Source organism: Pseudomonas sp. A014, from assembly GCF_052378495.1.
Lineage (GTDB): Bacteria > Pseudomonadota > Gammaproteobacteria > Pseudomonadales > Pseudomonadaceae > Aquipseudomonas > Aquipseudomonas machongensis.
In genome coordinates this window covers 2,734,073-2,750,130 of the sequence record NZ_CP199001.1, presented here as the reverse complement: position 1 = coordinate 2,750,130, position 16,058 = coordinate 2,734,073, and the positions used below count along the sequence as shown (strand labels likewise).

Genomic DNA, 16,058 nt, shown 5'->3' with positions numbered 1-16,058 from the left:
GCTCCTTCCTGTTCGGATTCATCCCACATGCCTATGTTTCTGACCTCGGACGCAGTTTCCCTGCACTACAACGACTGGGGCCATGGCCGCCCTGTGGTGTTGATCCATGGCTGGCCGATGTCGTCTGCCAGCTGGGATTACCATGCCACCCGCCTGGCCGAGTCCGGTTACCGCGTAATCAGTTACGACCGCCGCGGTTTCGGGCGCTCCGACCAGCCCTGGAGCGGCTATGACTACGACACCCTCAGCGACGACCTCGCGCAACTGATCGAGCACCTGAACCTGCACGATGTGACGCTGGTGGGGTATTCGATGGGTAGCGGCGAAGTGGCGCGTTACCTGACCCGCCACGGCGACCGTCGAATCGCAGCGGCCGTGCTGCTGGCCGGAGTGACTCCGCAGCTGGCAAGCTCGCCAGGCAACCCCGACGGTATGACGCTGGCAGCCTTCGACGGCTTGATGCAGGCGTTGCGTCAGGATCGACAGCGCTTCTTTGGCGACTATGCGCAGGCCTCGTTCTCGGAGCCGGGGCTGCGTGACTGGTATCTGGCCCAGACCTACCAGTCCTCTGAGCGTGCTATCGCAGCCTGCGCCCAAGCCTGGTACGCCACCGATTTTCGCAAGGACCTGGCTGGAATCAAGGTGCCGACCTTGATCCTGCATGGCGCCCGCGATGACAGCGCCCCAGCCGCGACCACCGGCCGGCTGGCAGCGCAGATGATCGGGCATTCGCAATACCTCGAATATCCCGAAGCCGGCCATTACCTGCTGATCGAGCAAAAGGACGCCGTGCTCCACGATCTGCTGGCGTTCCTTGCGGGCGACAGGTCAATCGGCTGAGAACCCGTGGCTGAGTATCTGATCGGGGAAGGCTTCGCACAGGTAGTCGGTGAACGCCGTAACTTTGCGACTAACCAGCCGACGCGAGGCATGCAGGGCCCATAGCTCGATAGGCCTGTCAGGCATGCGTCCCCAGATCGACAGCTTCGCCAGTTGCTCGTCGCGCTGCAGCAAGGATCGGGGGATCAACGCAGCCCCCGCGCCGGCGAGCACTGCATCACGGATCATGATCAACGATGACAGACGCAGGCGCACGTCCGGCATCACCGTGCCCAGGGTGTCACCGTCCTGGTAGTGCCAGGGACCGTTATCGAACCGGTTGGCCAGCGCCACGGCAGGTACTTCGGCGATCTCGCCGTCGCAGCTTGCGCTAGGCCGAGGCAAGGCTGCCGGCGCTACCAGCAGCATGTCATCGCGGGCAAAACAGCGCCCCACCAGCAGTGCGTCCGCTTTTGGATTGACGCGAATCACCACGTCGTAACCATCCTCGACCAAGTCGACATTGCGATCCTCGGCAGTGATATCGAGACGTACCTGCGGGTATCGCCGGGCGAAACCTGCCGCGAGGCGGCCGAGCAGCGTGTGGGAGAACAGTACCGGCGCACTGACCCGCAAGTGGCCGCGCGGGTTGGTCTGCCCTGCCGAGACCAACTCGCCCGCCTCGAGGATATCGCCCAGCAAGCCATGGGTACGCTCGTGCAACACCTGCCCTTCCTCGGTCAGACGCAACGACCGTGCCCCGCGCTCCAGAAGCCGAACGCCCAAACTTTGCTCGAGGTCCATGACACGCCGCGAAAGCGTGGCCTTGGGACGTCCACTGAAGCGACTGGCCTTGCCGAAGCCGCCATGGGCTGCCACAAGATTGAAGTCCGCCAAGGCTGAAAGGTCCATGATCGATCCATTTATGAGACATTAAGTCCAAATATTAGAATCTATTTAACAAATACGGAACACAATAAGCTGTGTCTCACGCGAACGCACCTCAACTCATCCGCAGGAGACACCTGATGACCTCGCTCTGGGACCCTATCCAGCTCGGCAAACTCCAACTGACACATCGCCTGGCCATGTCGCCCCTGACCCGCAGCCGTGCGCTGCCCGACGGCACACCAGGCCCGCTGGCCGCAGAATACTATGGCCAGCGCGCCTCACTGGGGCTGTTGATCAGCGAAGGCACGCAACCCAGTGCCGACGGCCAAGGCTTTCTCGACTCCCCAGGGTTGCACAGCGATGCCCACGTGGCTGGCTGGCGTCGGGTCAGCGATGCGGTGCATGCCGGCGGCGGCCACCTGTTCATTCAGCTGATGCACGCCGGACGCATGTCACATCCATCCAATACCACCCATGGCCGTCAGGCTCTGGCGCCATCGGCTATCGCTCCAGACGCGCAGATCTTTACACCTCAGGGCATGCAGCAAGTGCCGACGCCACGCGCCATGAGCGAGCAGGACATTCGGACTACCGTGGACGATTTCCGTCAGGCTGCAGCCCGTGCCATCGAAGCGGGTGCTGACGGCGTGGAGATCCACGGCGCCAACGGTTACCTGATCCAGCAGTTCCTGGCTGTCAATGCCAACCAGCGGGACGACGCCTATGGCGGCTCCATCCAGCGACGACTGCGCTTCGCACTCGAAGTGGTCGATGCCGTGGTGGCCGAGATCGGCGCCGAGCGTACGGGTATTCGCCTGTCGCCAGGCTCCGCGCTGGGTGGCATCGCAGAAGGCCCGGAGCATACCGAGCTGTACCGCATGCTGGTTACCGAGCTGGCACAACGCAACCTGGCTTACCTGCACCTGGCCCACAACGGTAACGATGCCCTGCTCAAGACACTGCGCCAGGCATGGCCAGGCGTACTGCTGGTCAACCGGGTGAACCGCGCCCGCGAACACCTGGCAGCTGACATCGAGGCCGGGCTTGCCGATATGGCACCCGTCGGGCGCTGGGCGCTGGCCAACCCGGATCTGGTGCAGCGCCTGCGTGACGAGCTACCGCTGAACGAAGCCGACCCGCAAACTTTCTATGGAGGCGGCGCCAAGGGATATACGGATTATCCGGTACTGACGGTCTGATCAAATAACCCAGAAAACCCGCCCATCACTGAATGGGCGGGTTTGTATGTTCACCCTAGGATTCAGCCCAACAGCTCATCGGCCACTTGATCAACGGCACCCTTGGTGATGTTCACAATCAAGTCCGCCTCAGCCTCGGTGAGAATCAATGGCGGGGCGAAGCCGAGGATGTCGCCATGGGGCATAGCCCGGGCGATCATGCCGTGCTCAAGGCAGGCCGCCGAGACTTTCGGGCCGACCTTCAAGGCCGCATCGAAGGGCGTGCGCTGTTCACGGTCGGCCATGAATTCGACGGCCGCAAGCATGCCTTCGCCGCGCACTTCACCCACCAACGGATGACCTTCCAGGGTTTCGCGCATCCGGCGGTTGAGATAGGCACCCACTTTGTCGGCATTTGCCGTGAGGTTTTCCCGCTCCAGGATGTCGAGGTTGGCCAGGGCCGCCGCCGCACAAATCGGATGCCCGGAGTAGGTCCAGCCATGCCCCATCGGGCCGTGGGACTCGGAGGCTTTCTCGATCACATCCCAGACTTTTTCGCCGACGATCACCGCCGAAAGCGGCGCATAGGCGCTGGTCAGGCCTTTGGCCGCGGTGATCAGGTCCGGACGCATGCCATAACGCTGGCTGCCCATCTTCGCCCCCAGGCGACCGAAGGCGCAGACCACTTCGTCGGCGATCAGCAGCACGTCGTATTTGTTCAGCACCGCCTGAATGGCCGCCCAATAGCCAGCCGGAGGAACGATGATGCCACCGGTGCCCATCAATGGCTCGCCGATGAACGCGGCCACAGTGTCCGGGCCTTCGGCCAGAATCATCTTTTCCAGCTCGTCGGCGCAATAACGCACGAAGGCCGCTTCATCCATGCCGGTGGGTGCCTTGCGATACCAGTGTGGGCACACGGTGTGCTTGATGCCCTCGGCCGGCAGGTCGAAATGCTGATGAAAGCTAGGCAGGCCGGTCAGGCTGCCGGTCATGATGCCCGAGCCGTGATAACCACGGTCACGAGAGATGATTTTCTTCTTCTGCGGCCGACCTCGCACGTTGTTGTAGTAACGCACCAGTTTGATCTGGGTTTCGTTGGCGTCGGAACCGGAGAGGCCGTAATAGACTTTTTTCATCCCTTCCGGCGCCCAGTCGATGATGCGGCTCGACAGTTCGATGATCGCCTCGGTCGAGTGGCCGACATAGGTGTGGTAGTACGCCAACTCCTTGGCCTGCTTGTAGATGGCGTCCGCCACTTCGGTGCGGCCGTAGCCGATGTTGACGCAATACAGGCCGGCAAAGGCGTCGATCAATTCGCGACCTTCGTGGTCGCGGATGCGGATACCCGAAGCGCCCGTGATGATGCGCCCCTTGAGCGCACCGCTGGCATGGTCGTGGGCGTGGGTAGAGGGGTGCATGAAGTGGGCACGGTCTTGTTCGAACAGCGGGTCGAATTCTTGGTTCATGGCGATCTCCTGGGAACGGGCCTTAGAACTGGCCTTGATGGTGCAAGCAAAAGTATTTGGTTTCGACAAAGGCTTCGAAGCCCTCGGTGCCGCCTTCACGGCCCAGCCCCGAGGCTTTCATGCCACCGAACGGGATCGGATGGCCGGTGAACTTGACGCCGTTGACCGCGACCATGGCGTGGTCGAGTCGACGGATCAGCGGGTAGATCAGATCCAGGCGATTCGAGCAAATGTAGGCCGCCAGACCGTACTCGGTGTCGTTGGCCATCTCGATGGCCTGGTCGAGGGTGTCGAACGGCATCACCCCGGCAATCGGCGCGAAGTTCTCTTCACGGTAAATGCGCATTTGCGGCGTGACGTCGGCCAGCACCGTGGGCTGGTAGAACAGGCCGCCGAGGGCATGGGCTTCGCCGCCCACCAGCCGTTGCGCACCCTGTTGCAACGCATCGGCCACGCGCTCGGCAGTCACATCGAAGGCGGCCTGGTGCATCAACGGACCCACCTCCACCTGTTGCTCCCGCTCGCCGATCATCGCCGGACCGACCCGTAGCTCACGCACGGCCTCGGCAAAGCGCTCGAGAAACGCCGGGTAGACCGAACGCTCGACCATGATCCGGTTGGCGGCGCAGCAATCCTGGCCGGAAGTCTGGAACTTGGCGGCCACCGCGACTTTCACCGCCCGTTGCAGATCGGCATCGGCGCAGACAATGAACGGCGCGTTGCCCCCCAGTTCCAGCGAGACTTTCTTCACGTCATGAGCAGCCGCTTGCAGGACCAACTTGCCGACGCGGGTGGAACCGGTGAAGCTCACCGAGCGCACGCGGGTGTCCTGCACCAGGGTTTGCATGGCCATCTGTGGTTCACCCAGCACCACGTTGAAGACCCCGGCGGGGAACCCGGCCTCTTCCGCGAGTTGCGCCAGGGCGAATGCCGAGTAAGGGGTTTCGTGGGCCGGCTTGACGACCACGGTGCAACCGGCGGCCAATGCGGCAGCGGCTTTTCGGGTGATCATGGCCGAGGGGAAATTCCATGGTGTCAGCAGTGCACAAACGCCGACCGGTTCCTTGACCGTACCCAGATGAGCGCCGGGAATGTGGCTGGGAATGTTCTGTCCATAGAGGCGTCGGGCTTCTTCGGCGAACCACGGAATGAAGCTCGCGGCGTAGGCGATTTCACCCCGGGATTCGGCCAGGGACTTGCCCTGCTCCAGGCTGAGAATCCGCGCCAGGTCTTCCTGATGTTCCAGGATCAACGCCGCCCAGCGCCGAAGAATCGTCCCGCGAGTCTCCAGGCTCTGCTCACGCCAGTCGGCAAATGCCCGGTGCGCGGCATCCACGGCGGCGACGATCTGCGGTTGATCGAGCATCGGCACATGGCCGATCAGTTTCTGATCAGCCGGGTTGTGCACGGCGATGCTGTTGCCACTGTCGCTGTGCAACCAATGGCCATCGACATAGCAGAGGGCTTTGAACAGCAGGGGATGTTTGTAGGTCATGGCATTCACTCCGAACCGTGTGCGTGGAGTTCATGCTAGGGCAGCGAGGCGTCGGGGAGTTGCGGTTTGGAGGGGGTCGTGCAGGTGGTTTTTTCTGATTGAGCAGGGTGTTTCGGAGGTTTTTGCGGCGGGGCTACCCCCATCCTGCAGGCCCGCTCGCACAGCTTGATCGGGGGTGTTGCAGGCTTCAGTAGTCCTGAGACAACTCCGCAGGCAAGGCGCCGGCCGTCTTGATGGTCTTGGTGACGATGTAGGTGAAGTACCGCTCGATCCCCAGGTCATCGAGCAGCAACTGATCGATGAATCGCTGGTAGTGATCAATGTCAGGCGCCTGGATCATCGCCATGTAATCCACACCGCCACCGGTGGCGTAACAGAACGCCACTTCCGGCGCGTCGTTCATCCGCTGTTCGAAGCGCCGCATGTCCTGCGCGGTGTGTCGGGCCAGGGTGATTTCCACCAGCACTTGCTGGCTCTTGAACACCGCGCCCCAATCGATCTGCGCGCGGTAGCCCTTGATCAGGCCTAGGGTTTCGAGCTTGCGCACGCGCTCCCAGGCCGGGGTAACCGACAGGTTGATCGCCTCGGCCAGGCTCGACTTGGTGATACGCCCGTCGCCAGCGAGGATCCGCAGGATTTTCAGGTCATAGCGATCGAGTTTGTGCATGGGCCAAGAAGCTCCTGAGTGAATGGCAACCCCTGAGGAAATCAACCCAGTGGCAGCGAGGCTGCCACTGGGCGGGGACAGTGTATTACTCCAGTATGTCCGCGATCACGGCAAGGGTATCGCCACACTGCACCAACCCCGGAAAATGCCGCGCCGCCAGCAGGCCGCCGCGTGCAGCACGATACTCCACCGGGGCCACGCCGCTGCGGGTGGCGTCGTGGACCCGGGCGATGACTTCGCCCTTGTCCACGCTGTCGCCCAGGTCGCGACACATTTCCAGCAGGCCGTCATGTTCGCTGGCGATGAAGCAATCACCGTCCGGCATGTCGAGCATGACCGACGGCCCCCTCTGCACCTCGCCCTGAAGAATACCCGCATGCACCAGCAAGTTACGCACGCCGCGCTCGGCAATCGCCACACTGCGCGCGGTGGAGGAACCGCCACCGCCCAGTTCCGTGGTGACGAAGACCTTGCCCTGAGACTCGGCAGCCGTGTCGTACATCGCCCCGGCATCCAGCTCCAGCATCCGCATGCTGTATGGCGCATTGAACGCGCGCATGCCCGCCTCACATCGCGCCTGCTGCTGTTTGTCCGGCAGCACATGGCAGGCGGCGAATGGCAGGAAATCCAGGGTGCGCCCGCCGGAATGAATGTCCAGCACGAAGTCCGCCAGAGGCAGCAAAGTTCGGGTGAAATAGTCGGCGATTTTCTCGGTCACCGTGCCGTCCGGCTTGCCGGGAAAACTGCGGTTGAGGTTGCCCCTGTCGATGGGCGACGTGCGTCGCCCGGCACGGAACGCGGGTGTGTTCATGAACGGAATGATGATGACCCGCCCGCTGACCTCGGCGGCCGCCAGGCCCTGAGCCAGCTTGCTCAGGGCCACCGGACCTTCGTATTCGTCACCGTGGTTGCCACCGGTGAGCAGCGCCGTCGGCCCCTCACCCCGCGCGATCACCGTGATCGGAATCATTACCGCGCCCCAGGCAGAATCATCCCGCGAATACGGCAACTTGAGAAACCCGTGCTGCACGCCTTCACGGCACAAATCCACCGTGGCGCTGATCGGGTTGGCAGGCAGATCGCTCATTGGCTCAATCCTTCACGAACAGTTGGCGTGGCACGTTGCACAGGGTTTCGACACCGGTGTCGGTGATCAGAATACTTTCGGTGATTTCCAGGCCCCAATCGTCCATCCACAGGCCCGGCATGAAGTGGAAGGTCATGCCCGGTTGCAACACGCTGGTGTCGCCAGGACGCAGGCTCATGGTGCGCTCGCCCCAATCCGGCGGATAACTGATACCGATCGGGTAGCCACAACGGCTGTCCTTGTGGATGCCGAATTTCTCCAGCACCTTGAAGAACGCTACGGCGATGTCACCGGTGGTGTTGCCCGGCTTGGCCGCTTCCAGGCCGGCGGCGATGCCTTCGACCACGGCTTTCTCGCCCTCGAGGAAATGCTGCGGCGGCTTGCCCAGGAATACCGTGCGCGACAGCGGGCAGTGGTAACGCTTGTAGCAACCGGCAATCTCGAAGAAGGTCCCCGCGCCCTTTTCGAACGGCGAATCATCCCAGGTCAGGTGCGGCGCACTGGCGTCGGCACCGGTGGGCAACAAGGGCACGATGGCTGGATAATCACCGCCATGGCCATCGGCACCCTGGATGCCGCTGCTGTAGATTTCGGCCACCAATTCGTTCTTGCGCAGGCCCGGTTCGATCCGTTCAAGGATCCGCCCGTGCATGTTTTCCACGATGCGTGCGGCAATGCGCATGTAGGCGATTTCCTGCGGCGACTTGACTGCCCGCTGCCAGTTCACCAACCCGGCCGCATCGATCAGCCGGGCCTTGGGCAGATGTTTCTGCAACGACAGGAAGGCTGCGGCGCTGAAATAGTAGTTATCCATTTCGACACCGATGGTCAGCGCGTCCCAACCACGGGCAGCGATCACTTCCCGCGACAGGTAGTCCATGGGATGCCGCTCCCGGGACTGCACGTAGATGTCCGGGTAACCGACGATGTTGTCCTGCTGCATGAACACCGTGCGCCTGGCGCCGTTGGCGTCCTGGCCGCGGCCGAACCAGACCGGCTCGCCATCCATCGCCAGCAGCACGCACTGGTGAACATAAAACGACCAACCGTCGTAGCCGGTCAGCCACGCCATGTTCGACGGATCGGTGACCAGCAACAGCTCGATGCCCTGGGCCTGCATGGCCACTCGCACCTTGGCCAGCCGCTGGGCGTATTCCTCCCGGCTGAACGGGAGATTGACGACTATCTGAGACATGCACCTGCCCTCTTGTAGATGAAGCGGGGTAAATGACGCGCGGACAAAAAAACCCTTAGCTGCCGAACTGGACGCCCGCGCCCGCCGAGCGCGCTCGCTCGAACGCGAGATTGGCCATGGCGGTATCCTGGGCGCCGGTACCGGTGAGGTCGCACAGGGTGACCTGCGAGGCGTCAGTGCGACCGGGGCGTTGACCGGCCAGCACCTGGCCCAATTCGGCGAAGTTCGATTCGTCGCTGACGACGCCCGCCGCGAGGGCGTGATGCAACTCGCCGAGGATGCGGGTCTGGCTCAGTCGATCGGCCACGTAGCGGTCGACCTGTGCCAGCGCCTGTGGGGAGATTTCGTTCTTGTGCTCGGCATCCGAGCCCATGGCGGTGATGTGCAGACCGGGATGCAGATGGCGCACATCGATCAACGGCTCGCGACTTGGCGTGCAGGTGATGGCGATATCCACCTCGACCATGGCTTCTTCGAGGGTGGCGCAGGGCTTGACCGCCAGGCCGGTGTCACGGGTCAATTCCACGCTGAAGGCCTGCGCCTTGGCCAAGTCCCGCGCCCACACCCGCACGTTGTCGATGGGGCGCACCAGGCGCAGGGCCTGCAACTGCAACGCGGCTTGCTCGCCAGCGCCGATCAGCGCCACGCTGCGGCTGTCGGACCGCGACAATGCCCGCGCCGCCACCGCCCCGGCAGCGGCCGTACGCACCGCCGTCAGGTAACCGTTATCCAGCAACAAGGCATCCAGCAGACCGGTGCGCGCCGACAACAGCATCATCATGCCGTTGAGGCTGGGCAGGCCGAGTTTCGGGTTGTCGAAAAAGCCCGGGCTGACCTTGATCGCAAAGCGCTCCAACCCCGGCAGGTAGGCGGTCTTCACGTCCACCTCGCCGTTGTGCTCGGGGATGTCCAGACGCAGGATCGGTGGCATCGCCACGGCGGCGGTGGCCAGCAGCACGAAGGCCTGCTCGACGGCTTCGATACTGGGCAGATCAAGCGCCACACAGGCGCGCAGATCGGCTTCGCTCAACAGGGTGATTTCACTCATCAACGGGCGCTCCCATGACGTCGTTATTGTTCGGTTTCATGCCTCGGCTCCGGCAAGTACCCGCAGGTGCTGATCGGTGTCGACGTTGCGTCCGCTGATCACCACCACGACAGGGCCACGAGGCTCGATCCGGCCTTCGAGCAACGCGGCGATTCCCACAGCAGCCGCGCCTTCCAGCACCTGGCGCTCTTCGCGATAGGCGTGGCGGATGGCGTTGGCGATGGAGGTTTCGCTGAGCAAATGCAGGTGATCGCAGGTGTCGCGGGTCATGCTGAAGGTGTATTGGTTGTCCAGACCGATACCGCCGCCGAGGGAATCGGCCAGCGTCGGCAGCTCTTCGACTTCCAGCGGATGGCCGGCTGCGAGGCTGGCGTGCATCGCCGCGCCACGCTGCATGCTGATGCCGTGGGCGACGATCTGCGGGTTGGCGGTTTTCAGCGCCAGCGCCACGCCGGCGAACAGACCACCGCCGGACAACGGCACCAGGACCTGGGCGACGTCCGGTCGCTGCTCGAGGATCTCCAGCCCCAACGTGCCCTGGCCGGCGATGATCGCCGGATGATCGAACGGCGGCAGCAGGATCGCACCCTGCTCGGCGGCAAGGCGCTCGGCTTCGCGCTGGGCGTCATCCTGGGAGTTGCCGACGATGCATACGTGGGCCCCAAGATCGCGAATCGCCCGCACCTTGTTTGCCGGTACCCGTTGCGACAGGCAGATCGTCGCCTTCACGCCCTGGCGGGAAGCCGCGTAAGCCAATGCGCGACCGTGATTACCGGTCGACGCCGCCACAACACCTCGTTGTTTTTCTTCAGCACTGAGTTGCGCCACGGCATTGCTCGCACCGCGCAACTTGAAGCTGCCGGTGATCTGCTGGGACTCGAGCTTGAGGTAGACCGGCACGCCCAACAGCCGAGACAGGCTGGGCGAATGCTCCATGGGCGTGCGTCGCACCAGCGCTTCGATACGCTGGCGGGCGAGGTAGATATCGTTGAGCTGTGGCGTTGGCATGACCGCGTCCCGATAAGATATTGGGCGCAGTCTAAGAGGCCAGGATTGTCGCGCTGAATGTACTAGGTCAATTCAGGACAATTTTTTCGGCGTGTTTTTTTTCCCGCTCAAAAGTCATGGATACGTGGGTACTGACCAAAGATTTCACGCATGTTGATCAAGGCTTCGCGCGCGTCCTCGTCGCTGCATTCGGCACCCACACACACCCTCACCGCCCGTGCCCTGGGCGTGCCACGCACGGTGAACGGGTCAGGCGGCGTGACGGCAATATGCCGATGGCGCAGGGCCCGCACGAGGCTGTCGACCTCCCAATGCGGCGGGATACCGACCCAGGCATTCAAGGCATGGGGATGTTGGCCCAGCACGAACTCCCCCAGGTATTCGCTGACCATCGCCTGGCGCACCGAAAGCAACTGGCGCTGCAAGCGCAGCAGCGTGTCGGCGCGACCATCGCGAATCCAGCGCGTGGCAATCTCCGAGACCATCGGCGTGCCCATCCAGCTGTTGACCCGCAGGATGCTCTCGGTACGCAGTGCCAGGCGCTTGGGCATGACCAGATAACCCACGCGCAAACCGGTCAGCACCGACTTGGTCATGCTGGTGCAGTAGAAGGACAGCTCCGGCAGGTAATGACTGATCGGCGGAGCGTGGCGCTCTTCGAGCAACGGGCCGTACACATCGTCCTCGATGATGTGCACGCCGAAGCGCCGGGCAATCTCGGCGATCTCCCGGCGGCGACTGTCCGGCATCAGCGTGGTGGTGGGGTTGTTCAGGTTCGGCGTGCACACCAGCGCAGTAATGCGCTCATTGCTGCACATGTCTTCGAAGTGCTCGGGATCGATGCCGTGGCGGTCCATTTCGAGCCCCTTGAGGGTGAACCCCAGTACTTGGGAATTGCCGATGACGCCGTGATCGGTTCTGCCTTCGCACAACACCACATCGTCGGGCCCGGCCAGTGAGGCCAGGGCGAGGAAGATCGCATGGGCCGCGCCGTTGGTGATCAGGATGTCGTCACGTTCGACCCGCAGGCCCAGGCGGCCGATCCATTGCATGGCCGCCTCGCGGTGGGATTCGAACCCGGCGATGGGGCGAAAGGCGTGAATCCACGGCTGATCTTCCTCGGTGCTGAGCTCCCGGCAGGTATCGCGCCAGACCTGGTCGTGCTCGCGGGTATGAAGGATGCGTGCTATGGAAAAATCCACCAGCGCTCGCTCGGGGCTGTCGAGAATGTAAGTCGCGACCCGGTCGCTCATGCGCCGCGAAACGAAGCTGCCGCGCCCTACTTCACAACGCACTAGGCCCTGGCGCTCAAGCTCCTTGTAGGCATTGGTCACGGTCTGCACGCTGATGCCCATGGCATCGGCCACATTACGCTGCGCAGGCAGGCGTTGATCGTTGGCCAACAAGCCCTGTTCGATGTCGTCGGCAATCGCCTGAACCAGAATCTTGTATTTCGACTCGCCGCTGCGGGCGATTTCCAGTGCTGCTTTCCACTTGTCCATCGGCGTAGAACCCGCGTGTTTCCCAGTGCCGACAGCATCCCGCGAGAATCCGTGCAAAGCAATTGTCCTAGTGCAATGCAATGTCGTGTAGGGCTTTTGTATGCTCGGTCCCAGGTCGATGCCCGGACTTCTCGGCAAGCCCGAACAATAAAACCAATCGATCTGTACGGCTGCAGTGCCCAATCCCTGGTATCAGCTTTCGTGCGCTTTGCTCTTGTCACACTGCCTCCTAACACAGAGCCGTCATCGACGGGTCCACAAGAAACAGGAGATTTTATCGATGAGCAATTCCTTCCCCCGCAAGTCTTATGGTTTACGCCACCTGTTCGTGGCGTGCGCAATGTTCGGCCTCGCCGCCAGCGCCCACGCCGCCACGACGCTGGAAACCATCACCAAAAACAGCAAAATCCGGATCGGCTACGCCAACGAAACCCCGTTCGCCTTCACCGAAACCGACGGCCGGGTCACCGGTGAATCGCCGGAAATTGCCAAGGCCATCTTCGCCAGGATGGGCATCAAACAGGTCGACGGCGTGTTGACCGAATGGGGCTCCCTGATCCCGGGCCTGCGTGCCGGGCGTTTCGATGTGATTGCCGCCGGTATGTACATCACTCCGGAACGCTGCAAACAGGTGATTTTCACCGACCCGCAATACCAACTGCCCGATGCGCTTCTGACCGCCAAAGGCAACCCGAAGAATCTGCACAGCTATGAAGACATCGTGAAGAATCCGGAGGTGAAACTGGCGATCATGGCCGGTACCGTGAACCTGAAATATGCCCGGGACTCCGGCGTGAAAGAGGCTCAGATCCTCCAGGTACCGGACACCACTGCCCAGTTGCAAGCCGTGCGCGCCGGTCGCGCCGATGCCGCCGTGGGCACCCAACTGACCATGAAGGGCCTGGCCGCCAAGGGCGGTGAAAAGGTCGAAGCGGTCACCGAGTTCAAGGACGATCCGTCGCACACCGGCTACGGCGCCCTCGCCTTCCGCCCGGAAGACAAGGACCTGCGCGATGCGGTCAACGCCGAACTGAAAAAGTGGCTGGGCTCCGAAGAGCACCTCAAGACGGTCGCGCCGTTCGGTTTCGACAAATCCAACGTGACAAGCAAAACGGCTGCAGAGCTCTGCGCTCAATAGTCGAAACAGGCATGGCGCTGCCATGGCGCGATGCCTATTTCCCTGCTTAATCGGGATGCTGAACCATGGGTGAGTTACTTCCGCTGTTGATACAGGGCGCCTGGGTCACTATCCAGGTGACGTTCTTCGGTTCGCTGCTCGCGATTGTCGCGGCCATTCTTGCGGCGCTCGGGCGCATGTCGCCGTGGCGGCTGGTGAGCTGGTTCTCTGTCACTTACATCGAAGTGTTTCGCGGTACTTCGTTGCTGGTGCAACTGTTCTGGCTGTTTTTCGTGTTGCCGCTGCCGCCGTTCAACCTGGAGCTGAGCCCCTACGCCGTGGCGATTGTCGGACTTGGTCTGCACATCGGCGCTTACGGTGCGGAGGTGATGCGCGGTGCGATCAGCTCCGTGGCCAAGGGTCAATACGAAGCGGCGACCGCGTTGAACTTCAGTGCCTACAAGCGCTTTCGCCGGATCATTCTGCCCCAGGCACTGCTGGCCGCGATTCCCCCCGGCACCAACCTGCTGATCGAGCTGCTGAAAAACACCTCGCTGGTGTCGCTGATTACCCTGTCCGACCTGAGTTTCCGCGCTCGGCAACTGGATCAGGCTACCTTCCAGACCCTGGAAATTTTCAGCCTGGCACTGGTGATGTATTTCATCCTCGCCCAGGCGATAAACCTCGGCATGCGCGCAATTGAGCGTCGCCTGGCTCGCGGCCGGATGCGTGGAGGCTTGTCATGAATCTGTTCGACTGGACGTATGCCTGGCAGATCCTGCCCGATCTGCTGCGCGCCTCGCTCAACACCGTGGGCATTACCCTGATCGGCTTCCTGATCGCTATCGTGCTGGGGCTGTTTCTCGCCATCGGCCGGCGCAGCCGCCTGTACTGGCTGTCGTGGCCGATCGCCGGGACGATCGAGTTCATCCGCAGCACGCCGCTGCTGATCCAGGTGTATTTCCTCTACTACGTGCTGCCCAACTACGGGGTGAGCATGACCGCCATGCAAGTAGGGATCATCGGCATCGGCGTGCATTACGCCTGCTACATCGCAGAGGTTTACCGCGGTGGGCTGGACGCGGTGCCACGGGCGCAATGGGAAGCCGTCACCGCACTGAACATCGCGCCGTACAGCGCCTACCGCAACATCATCCTGCCCCAGGCCCTGCGGCCGATTCTGCCGCCACTGGGCAACTATCTGGTGGCGATGCTCAAGGACACACCGGTGCTGTCGGCCATTACCGTGGTGGAAATCATGCAGCAGGCCAAGAACATCGGCTCCGAGAACTTCCGATACCTGGAACCGATCACCATGGTCGGCCTGTTTTTCCTCGCCCTGAGCATCGCCCTGGCTTATCTGGTACGGCGCCTCGAACTGCGCCTGGAGCTACGCTAATGACTTCTCCACTCTCGACTTCCCACGACCTTTCCCGGCACGGCAATCTGACACCGCTGCATTTGCAGGAGGCCACGGCCATGCATCAACCGAAGGCAGTCCAGCCGATCGTCAGCTTCCAGGACGTCACCAAGAGTTATGGCAACTTCACGGTGCTCGACCACTTGAACCTGGATGTCACGCCGGGCGAGAAAGTCGCGATCATCGGCCCCAGCGGCTCGGGAAAGTCCACGTTGTTGCGGGTGCTGATGACCCTGGAAGGCATCGATGACGGGGTGATCCGCATCGAAGACGACCTGCTGACCCACATGCCCAACCGCAATGGCGTGTTGGTGCCAGCCAATGACCGGCATATCCGTCGCGTGCGCGGCAAGATCGGCATGGTGTTCCAGAGTTTCAACCTGTTCCCGCACATGACCGCGTTGCAGAACGTCATCGAGGCGCCGGTGCAGGTGCTGGGCATGAAGCCTGCCGAAGCCCGTGAGCGAGCAGCGGATCTGCTGGAGCTGGTGGGGCTGGGCAGCAAGCTGGGGCACTACCCTTCGCAGTTGTCCGGTGGACAGCAGCAGCGGGTGGCGATTGCGCGGGCTTTGGCGATGCGGCCGAAGGTCATGCTGTTCGACGAAGTGACTTCGGCGCTCGATCCTGAGTTGTGCGGTGAAGTGCTCAACGTGATCCGCAAGCTCGGCGCCGAGCACAACCTGACGATGCTGATGGTCACTCACCAGATGGGCTTCGCCCGGGAGTTCGCTGATCGCGTGTGCTTCTTCTACAAGGGGCAGATCCACGAACAGGGCACACCAGCGCAGGTCTTCGAGCATCCGCAACAGGAGCGTACGCGTGCGTTTCTCAGTGCAGTGAAAGAAGCTAACTAGGGCCTGTAAGGTTCTAGTCCATTTCCACGGACGGTTTGAAATCCGGCACTGACGGTCTGATCAGATAAACCCAGAACATGGCAAGCCCGTATATATCTGCCCTGCAGACGAACTTGCCATGCACTGTCAATTAAATTCACATGAAACCCTAAACTGCAAAGTGCGACAGGGGTCACAACTATCCAACCCATAAAAAATTCCGAAAACTTCCCGACACTAACATGCGGCGCCCGCCCTTCGGCAACCCAATGATTTAGCACTATTAATACAATTGAAAGCTTATATTGGTGCGCTTTCTGCGCAGCGAT

Annotated in this window: 15 protein-coding genes; 6 read left to right on the top strand and 9 right to left on the bottom strand. The window is 62.1% G+C overall.

The genetic code is table 11. The features are described from left to right. Nucleotides 1-27 precede the first annotated feature (27 nt). Nucleotides 28-840 carry an alpha/beta fold hydrolase gene (locus ACTYOL_RS12550; RefSeq protein WP_112898214.1) on the top strand — a complete coding sequence of 271 codons (813 nt, stop codon included), beginning with the start codon at nucleotides 28-30 and terminating at the stop codon, nucleotides 838-840. Here the strand turns inward: ACTYOL_RS12550 and ACTYOL_RS12545 are convergent. Next, on the bottom strand, nucleotides 829-1,731 hold the full coding sequence (locus tag ACTYOL_RS12545) for a LysR family transcriptional regulator (protein WP_112898213.1): 903 nt from the start codon (nucleotides 1,729-1,731) through the stop codon (nucleotides 829-831). The two genes, ACTYOL_RS12550 and ACTYOL_RS12545, sit on opposite strands and share 12 nt — an antisense overlap. A gap of 116 nt (nucleotides 1,732-1,847) precedes the next feature. Here ACTYOL_RS12545 and ACTYOL_RS12540 point away from each other — a divergent pair, with 116 nt between their 5' ends. Next, nucleotides 1,848-2,909 carry an alkene reductase gene (locus ACTYOL_RS12540; protein WP_197889676.1) on the top strand — a complete coding sequence of 354 codons (1,062 nt, stop codon included), beginning with the start codon at nucleotides 1,848-1,850 and terminating at the stop codon, nucleotides 2,907-2,909. Nucleotides 2,910-2,971: 62 nt separating this feature from the next. Here ACTYOL_RS12540 and ACTYOL_RS12535 read toward each other — a convergent pair whose 3' ends face one another. The 8 genes from ACTYOL_RS12535 to ehuR all read right to left on the bottom strand — a co-directional run bounded on the left by ACTYOL_RS12535 (nucleotide 2,972) and on the right by ehuR (nucleotide 12,359). Further along, entirely contained in the window at nucleotides 2,972-4,357 is a 1,386-nt protein-coding gene (locus ACTYOL_RS12535; protein ID WP_200602493.1) for an aspartate aminotransferase family protein, read from the bottom strand. Between the two features lie 22 nt (nucleotides 4,358-4,379). Next, nucleotides 4,380-5,852 (bottom strand): NAD-dependent succinate-semialdehyde dehydrogenase, encoded by a 1,473-nt coding sequence (locus tag ACTYOL_RS12530; protein WP_444758008.1) that lies wholly within the window; start codon nucleotides 5,850-5,852, stop codon nucleotides 4,380-4,382. A 187-nt stretch (nucleotides 5,853-6,039) separates the two neighbouring features. After that, on the bottom strand, nucleotides 6,040-6,519 hold the full coding sequence (locus ACTYOL_RS12525; RefSeq protein ID WP_065862861.1) for an Lrp/AsnC family transcriptional regulator: 480 nt from the start codon (nucleotides 6,517-6,519) through the stop codon (nucleotides 6,040-6,042). Nucleotides 6,520-6,604: 85 nt separating this feature from the next. Continuing rightward, nucleotides 6,605-7,606 (bottom strand): N(2)-acetyl-L-2,4-diaminobutanoate deacetylase DoeB, encoded by a 1,002-nt coding sequence (gene doeB, locus ACTYOL_RS12520; protein ID WP_054891359.1) that lies wholly within the window; start codon nucleotides 7,604-7,606, stop codon nucleotides 6,605-6,607. A gap of 4 nt (nucleotides 7,607-7,610) precedes the next feature. After that, nucleotides 7,611-8,801, bottom strand: a complete 1,191-nt coding sequence (doeA, locus tag ACTYOL_RS12515) for an ectoine hydrolase DoeA (protein WP_151924730.1) — start codon at nucleotides 8,799-8,801, stop codon at nucleotides 7,611-7,613. A gap of 55 nt (nucleotides 8,802-8,856) precedes the next feature. Continuing rightward, nucleotides 8,857-9,849: an ectoine utilization protein EutC gene (eutC, locus tag ACTYOL_RS12510; protein WP_197889672.1), complete on the bottom strand. Its 993-nt coding sequence runs from the start codon at nucleotides 9,847-9,849 to the stop codon at nucleotides 8,857-8,859. 36 nt (nucleotides 9,850-9,885) lie between these two features. Beyond that, entirely contained in the window at nucleotides 9,886-10,857 is a 972-nt protein-coding gene (gene eutB, locus ACTYOL_RS12505) for a hydroxyectoine utilization dehydratase EutB (protein WP_197889671.1), read from the bottom strand. A 107-nt stretch (nucleotides 10,858-10,964) separates the two neighbouring features. Continuing rightward, complete coding sequence (ehuR, locus tag ACTYOL_RS12500; protein ID WP_112898206.1) at nucleotides 10,965-12,359, bottom strand: MocR-like ectoine utilization transcription factor EhuR; 1,395 nt, start codon at nucleotides 12,357-12,359, stop codon at nucleotides 10,965-10,967. A gap of 280 nt (nucleotides 12,360-12,639) precedes the next feature. Here ehuR and ehuB point away from each other — a divergent pair, with 280 nt between their 5' ends. The 4 genes from ehuB (at nucleotide 12,640) to ehuA (ending at nucleotide 15,750) form a co-directional block, all read left to right on the top strand. Continuing rightward, complete coding sequence (gene ehuB, locus ACTYOL_RS12495) at nucleotides 12,640-13,497, top strand: ectoine/hydroxyectoine ABC transporter substrate-binding protein EhuB (RefSeq protein WP_444758007.1); 858 nt, start codon at nucleotides 12,640-12,642, stop codon at nucleotides 13,495-13,497. Nucleotides 13,498-13,562: 65 nt separating this feature from the next. Continuing rightward, nucleotides 13,563-14,222 carry an ectoine/hydroxyectoine ABC transporter permease subunit EhuC gene (gene ehuC / locus ACTYOL_RS12490; protein WP_063544843.1) on the top strand — a complete coding sequence of 220 codons (660 nt, stop codon included), beginning with the start codon at nucleotides 13,563-13,565 and terminating at the stop codon, nucleotides 14,220-14,222. Continuing rightward, nucleotides 14,219-14,875 carry an ectoine/hydroxyectoine ABC transporter permease subunit EhuD gene (gene ehuD, locus ACTYOL_RS12485; RefSeq protein WP_065862854.1) on the top strand — a complete coding sequence of 219 codons (657 nt, stop codon included), beginning with the start codon at nucleotides 14,219-14,221 and terminating at the stop codon, nucleotides 14,873-14,875. The genes ehuC and ehuD overlap by 4 nt, the downstream gene beginning before the upstream one ends. 80 nt (nucleotides 14,876-14,955) lie before the next feature. After that, on the top strand, nucleotides 14,956-15,750 hold the full coding sequence (gene ehuA, locus ACTYOL_RS12480; protein ID WP_153773592.1) for an ectoine/hydroxyectoine ABC transporter ATP-binding protein EhuA: 795 nt from the start codon (nucleotides 14,956-14,958) through the stop codon (nucleotides 15,748-15,750). The last annotated feature ends 308 nt before the right edge of the window (nucleotides 15,751-16,058 follow it).